Source organism: Anoxybacillus sp. ST4, assembly GCF_019448545.1.
GTDB lineage: Bacteria > Bacillota > Bacilli > Bacillales > Anoxybacillaceae > Anoxybacillus > Anoxybacillus pushchinoensis.
Genome location: NZ_JAHZOE010000004.1, coordinates 170,433 through 176,583 on the forward strand (window position 1 = coordinate 170,433; position 6,151 = coordinate 176,583).

General features: G+C 41.7%; 6 protein-coding genes. All 6 read left to right on the plus strand.

Annotated elements, in window-relative coordinates:
* Window positions 1-4: 4 nt before the first annotated feature.
* The 6 genes from K1I44_RS05230 (at window position 5) to K1I44_RS05255 (ending at window position 5,971) form a co-directional block, all read left to right on the plus strand.
* Window positions 5-1,105 (plus strand): GerAB/ArcD/ProY family transporter, encoded by a 1,101-nt coding sequence (locus K1I44_RS05230; RefSeq protein WP_219985474.1) that lies wholly within the window; start codon window positions 5-7, stop codon window positions 1,103-1,105.
* The gene (locus K1I44_RS05235; protein WP_219985475.1) at window positions 1,102-2,193 is read left to right on the plus strand and encodes a Ger(x)C family spore germination protein; all 1,092 of its coding nucleotides are present in this window, start codon (window positions 1,102-1,104) and stop codon (window positions 2,191-2,193) included. The genes K1I44_RS05230 and K1I44_RS05235 overlap by 4 nt, the downstream gene beginning before the upstream one ends.
* A gap of 77 nt (window positions 2,194-2,270) precedes the next feature.
* On the plus strand, window positions 2,271-3,326 hold the full coding sequence (locus tag K1I44_RS05240) for an ABC transporter ATP-binding protein (RefSeq protein ID WP_003397534.1): 1,056 nt from the start codon (window positions 2,271-2,273) through the stop codon (window positions 3,324-3,326).
* Between the two features lies 1 nt (window position 3,327).
* Window positions 3,328-4,125 carry an ABC transporter permease gene (locus K1I44_RS05245; RefSeq protein ID WP_003397535.1) on the plus strand — a complete coding sequence of 266 codons (798 nt, stop codon included), beginning with the start codon at window positions 3,328-3,330 and terminating at the stop codon, window positions 4,123-4,125.
* Window positions 4,122-4,901 carry an ABC transporter permease gene (locus K1I44_RS05250; protein WP_255573221.1) on the plus strand — a complete coding sequence of 260 codons (780 nt, stop codon included), beginning with the start codon at window positions 4,122-4,124 and terminating at the stop codon, window positions 4,899-4,901. The genes K1I44_RS05245 and K1I44_RS05250 overlap by 4 nt, the downstream gene beginning before the upstream one ends.
* Window positions 4,898-5,971 carry an ABC transporter substrate-binding protein gene (locus K1I44_RS05255; RefSeq protein ID WP_219985477.1) on the plus strand — a complete coding sequence of 358 codons (1,074 nt, stop codon included), beginning with the start codon at window positions 4,898-4,900 and terminating at the stop codon, window positions 5,969-5,971. The genes K1I44_RS05250 and K1I44_RS05255 overlap by 4 nt, the downstream gene beginning before the upstream one ends.
* The last annotated feature ends 180 nt before the right edge of the window (window positions 5,972-6,151 follow it).

The following is a 6,151-nucleotide window of genomic DNA, read 5'->3' on the forward strand; positions in this document are numbered from 1 at the left end:
GCGTATGAAACGTTATCAGTTTAATGAAATCACGACAATGCAATATATTTTTCTTATTTCAGGTATACAAATCGGCATTGGTATTTTATCGCTTCCTGCTCAGCTTGCTGATATCGCAAACACGGATGGGTGGATCGCAATTATTATCGGTTGGGGCATTTCCGTCATCGCTAGTACGGTGATTATTAAGACGATGGAAAAACATGAACAAGATACGATTTTCGATCTCTCGCGCCGCTATTTCGGCCGCATATTTGGTTCGTTGCTTCATCTCGCGTTCGTCGCTTATGCTTTACTTGCGTCTATAACAGTCGTTTTTACAGCTATTCACGTTATACAAACGTGGGTGTTGCCAAATACGCCAAACTATTTACTTATGATGCTATTTATGTTGCCGGGGTTTCTTATTACCCGAAATGGCGTGCGCGTGCTCGGTCGCTATGCCGAATTTGTTTTTTATTTAACGCTTTGGATGCCAGTTCTTATCGCTATACCGTTACAAAAGGGAAACGTTTTACATATGCTCCCTATTTTAAAAGAAGGTTGGGCTCCGATTTTCCAAGCGGTAAAAACGACTGTCTTATCGTTTTTAGGGTTCGAGCTTGCATTCGTGTTTTACCCGTTTTTAAAAGAAAAAAAGCATGCGATAAAAGCGATGGTCATCGCCAACAGCATTTCTGCCTTCACTTTTTTATTAATTACAGTAACATGTTTTATTTTTTTTAGTCCTGATGAAACACCTTCGCTCGTGTGGCCGACGTTATCGTTGTTAAAAACGGTCGAGTTTTCATTTATCGAACGGTTCGAAGTCATTTTTTTGTCGTTTTATTTGTTCGTCATGTCGACAACAGGCATTCCGTATATTTTTACAACCGTCTCTGGCATCAGTCAACTGTTTAAAAAACAAGACCATACGATCGTGCTCGTTATCGCTGTGTGCGTATTTATTGTCGTATCTTTTTTATACAATCCTTCTTTTTCACATATTCAAACGATGGGATCATGGTGGGAACGATATGGCTTATGGGGGGCGTACATTTTCCCTGCCGTTCTGTTTATTTACGTCTCCGTTGTGCGATGGTTTCGAGGAGGGAAGAAAAAATGAGAAAACATATGTATATATTTCTTTGCTTTCTTTTAACGGCTGGATGCGGCATGCAGTCGCAGCTTGATGATTTGACGCTCGTATTAACGGTCGGGTTAGACGAAAAAGACGGAAAGCTGCTCGTTTATTCCGTTAGTCCTGTTTTCAATAAAGAAGCGAAAAACATTTACGAAGTCATTCGCACATCAGGATTCACGCTTCGCGATAACCGTTTTAAAGCAAACGCCTTCGCTTCCGGAAAAATCGTTGGCGGAAAAACACAAAATGTCGTTGTGAGTAAAAGAATCGCAAAAAATCATGACGTGTTCTCGTATTTAGACGTGTTATATCGTGATCCGAAAAACTCAACTACTGCGAACTTCATCCTTTTTGACGGCCCGTTAAAAAATTTAATGTACATTCGGCTTGATGATAAGCCTCGTTTATCTGTCGCTATTCGAGACGTACTACTGACAGCTGATAAAGGGAAGCAAACGACAAAAATCAATCTTCTTCAATTTCGCCGTTTATCGATTGATCGCGCCCAAACGCCTTTTGCGCCGATAATGAAAGTATATAAAGGGGATCTCGTCGCAGGCGGGATTGCTTTATTTAATGAACAACGAAAATATGTCGGCTCGTTATCACAAAAAGAAAGCCCATATTTTGCGATATTGCAAAAGCGTATCAAACCGGCAACCTCACTTACGTTACCGATTAAAACATTAACAAAACGAACGGAATACGTAAGCATCTCTATTGAATATGGCGATGTTTCATATAAACCGTCGTTTCAACATGGAACGTTTCGTTTTGATGTGCGCATGAAATTACGCGCCGTCTTAACGGAATCTACAACGTACCTAAATATGAAGAAAGATAAGGAGAAAGTTGAAAAATTGCTCGCCAAAGAAATACAAAAACAGCTTGAGTCAATTGTAAAAAAAATGCAAACATATGAAGTCGATCCGATCGGATTCGGCTTATACGCTCGCGCTTATGAGTACGAAGCATTTAAAAAACAAAAAAGCTGGGCAAAAGCATTTGCGAAGGCGGACATCAACATTCGTCCGACCGTTGAAATCGTTAATTACGGCGTTCTCCAATAGCGAAAAAAAGTTGCTCAATATAGACCGATCATTCATAATGAACTTAAACATGCGAAAAATGAGGTGGGATAAAAAAGATGGATGATCGTGTCATCATTCGCTTTGAACATGTCACAAAACGATACGATGATGATGATCCTGTGCTCGATGATGTGAGCTTTGAAATGGAGCGCGGGAAGTTTTATACGCTTCTTGGTCCTTCTGGATGTGGGAAAACAACTATCCTTCGCTTAATTGCTGGTTTTACCGAACCGACAAAAGGCGATATTTATTTTCACGGAAAGCGAATAAACGGCATCCCAGCGAATAAACGGCAGGTGAATACCGTTTTTCAAGATTATGCGCTTTTCCCCCATTTAAACGTGTTTGAAAATGTCGCTTTCGGGTTGCGCATAAAAAACTTGCGCGAAGCGGACATTGAACGAAAAGTAAAAGAAGCGCTTCGTTTCGTCAACTTAGAAGGATACGAGCAACGCGCCATTCATGAAATGTCAGGGGGACAACGGCAGCGCGTCGCCATCGCTCGCGCCATCGTCAATGAACCGGACGTCCTTTTGTTAGATGAGCCGCTTTCCGCCCTCGATTTAAAGCTGCGGACAGAAATGCAATATGAGTTGCGTGAATTACAGCGGAGGCTCGGTATTACGTTTATTTTCGTCACTCACGACCAAGAAGAAGCACTTGCCATGTCAGATGAAATTTTCGTGTTGAACAAAGGAAAAATTGAACAACGCGGCACACCGAAAGATATTTATGATGAGCCTGTCAATCGTTTCGTTGCCGATTTTATCGGGGAGTCAAACATCATTGTCGGAACGATGGTTGATGATTTTGTTGTCGAATTTGCTAATCAACAATTTACGTGCGTCGATTACGGATTTTCAAAAAATGAACAAGTCGATATTGTTATTCGCCCGGAAGACTTGGAATTAACAACCGCTGAACGCGGCAAGTTGCGCGTGCGTGTTGATTCCGTTTTATTTCGCGGCGTACATTATGAGCTTTGTTGTTATGATGCGTACGGAAATGAATGGCTCGTTCACTCGACGAAAAAGGCGGAAATCGGGGAAGAAATCGGCCTTCATTTTGAGCCGGAAGCTATCCATGTGATGAAGCGGAGCGGGGGTGAATAACATGCGGCGCTACGCTTATGCTGTCCCGTATTGGCTATGGATTGCATTGTTCGTCATTGCGCCAATTATTCTCGTCGTATACTATTCGTTTTTCGATATCGAAGGGCGCTTTTCGCTCGTAAACTATGAAACTTTTTTTACGCCTGTTTATTTACGAATGACGGTTAATTCGTTTTGGTACGCGTTTTTAATTACAGCGTGCTCGCTTCTTATCGCTTATCCGACCGCTTATTTTTTAACAAAAACGAAGCATAAGCAACTATGGTTATTGCTTATTATTTTACCGACATGGGTCAACTTATTGTTAAAAGCGTATGCCTTTCTCGGACTGTTCGGCACATACGGTGCGGTCAACGCGCTATTGGAAGCTATCGGAATCGGGACAAAACAATTATTGTTTACAGATTTCAGTTTTGTTTTCGTGTCCGTTTATATTTTCATTCCATTTATGATTTTACCGATTTTTAATGCGCTTGAAAAATTGAATCATTCCTTAATTGATGCCGCACGGGATCTAGGGGCAAGCGAATGGACGACGTTTCGGCGCGTCATTTTTCCACTGACGCTCGATGGGGTCAAAGCGGGTTGCCAGGCGGTATTTATTCCGTCTCTCTCGCTCTTTATGTTGACGAGACTAATTGCCGGAAACCGCGTCATAACGCTCGGAACAGCAGTCGAGCAACATTTTCTCGTCACACAAAACTGGGGCATGGGTGCGACAATCGCTGTCTTTTTAATGATAGCTATGGCAGGCATCATGGCTATAACAGGGAATAAAAAATGGGGGGTGAGACAATGAAAGTTGCTCGCCTCTATTTAGCGTTCGTATTTTTTGTGTTATATATGCCTATTTTTTATTTAATTTACTACTCATTTAATAGCGGCGGGACGATGCATCATTTCGAATCGTTTACGCTCGATTGGTACAAAGACGTGTTTGACGATACACGTTTGCTTGTGATCGTCCTGCATACAGTAATCGTCGCATTATTATCGTCGTCGCTTGCGACAATCATTGGCGTCTTCGGAGCGATCGCCATTTACTATGCGACACATCGTTGGAAACAAACGCTCCTTACATTGAATAACATTTTGATTGTTAGCCCTGACGTCATTATCGGGGCATCGTTTCTCATCTTATTCACGATCGCAGGCATTCAGCTCGGATTTACGTCCGTCTTATTGTCGCATATTGCCTTCAGCATTCCGATTGTCGTCTTAATGGTGTTGCCGAAGCTACAAGAAATGAGCCCAACATTAATTGACGCAGCACGCGACTTAGGGGCAAACGAATGGAACGTGCTGACGAAAGTCGTTCTTCCGTATGTGACACCAGGCATTTTTGCTGGTTTTTTCATGGCGCTCACATACTCGCTTGACGATTTTGCAGTAACATTTTTCGTCACAGGCAACGGCTTTTCGACGTTATCGGTTGAAATTTATTCGCGGGCGCGTCAAGGAATTTCGTTATCCGTCAACGCTTTATCTACCCTTCTTTTCTTATTTACGCTCCTTCTCGTTGTTGTGTATTACATAATTACACAACGGGCGAGCGCGAAGGGAGGACAAAAATGAGAAAGTTATTATCACTTTTTTTGCTCGTTTGGCTCATTGCTTTTAGCTTGCTTTATGTTGTACGTATGATCGAATCGTCGAAAGGATATGGGGGAAGCAATACGTTAACGATTTATAACTGGGGCGACTATATTGATCCTGCGCTCATTAAAAAATTTGAAAAAGAAACAGGGCTAAAAGTCATTTATCAAACGTTTGATTCCAATGAAGCGATGATGACAAAAATTTCCCAAGGTGGCACGACATTTGATGTCGCTGTCCCTTCAGAATACGCAATTAGCAAGATGAAAGAAGAAGGTTTATTGTTGCCGATCGACCACTCTAAACTTCCAAACTTACGCTATATTGATCAGCGCTTTTTGAATTTATCGTTTGATCCGGGCAATGAATATTCCATCCCTTATTTTTGGGGAACGGTCGGCATTGTCTACAATCGCGCACTTCTTGGAGGAAAAGAAATAACGAGCTGGAACGACTTGTGGGATCCTTCCTTTAAAAATCAAATTTTGCTTGTCGACGGTGCGCGCGAAATTATCGGCATGGCGTTAAATAGTTTGCATTATTCCTTAAATGATACGAACAAAGCTCATTTACAACAAGCAAAACAAAAACTCGATAAGCTAACTCCAAACGTCAAAGCGATCGTCGGCGATGAGATTAAAATGCTGCTTGCAAATGAAGAAGCAGCCATCGGCATCGTTTGGTCAGGAGATGCGGCGGAAATTATGTGGGAAAATGAACGCCTTGATTATGTCATCCCGAAGGAAGGAACAAACTTATGGTTTGATAATATGGTTATCCCGAAAACAGCAAAAAATATTGAAGGAGCGCATCAATTTATTAATTTTATGCTCGATCCGAAAAATGCAGCCCAAAATGCCAAGTATGTTGGCTATTCGACGCCAAATAAAAAAGCGCTCGACTACTTGCCAAAAGACATCGTGGAAGACGAGCGTTTTTACCCGAGCGAACAACTTGCCGATAAGCTTGAAGTGTACGAAAATCTTGGCAAAAGTATGCTCGCCTATTACAATGAGTTATTTTTACAGTTTAAAATGCATCGCAAGTGAGGGGATAGCAGAAAAGCTATCCTCTTTACTTATGGTACGGTTCACCGTAACATTGTTAAAGCCGATGATAAAATCCCCAATATAGCCGGAATAAAATTCCCCACTTACAATAGAACCATAGTGTCAATGAGAGGAGCTATGGTTCATGATTACGAGAGGGGAATTTTTTATGATCAAAGA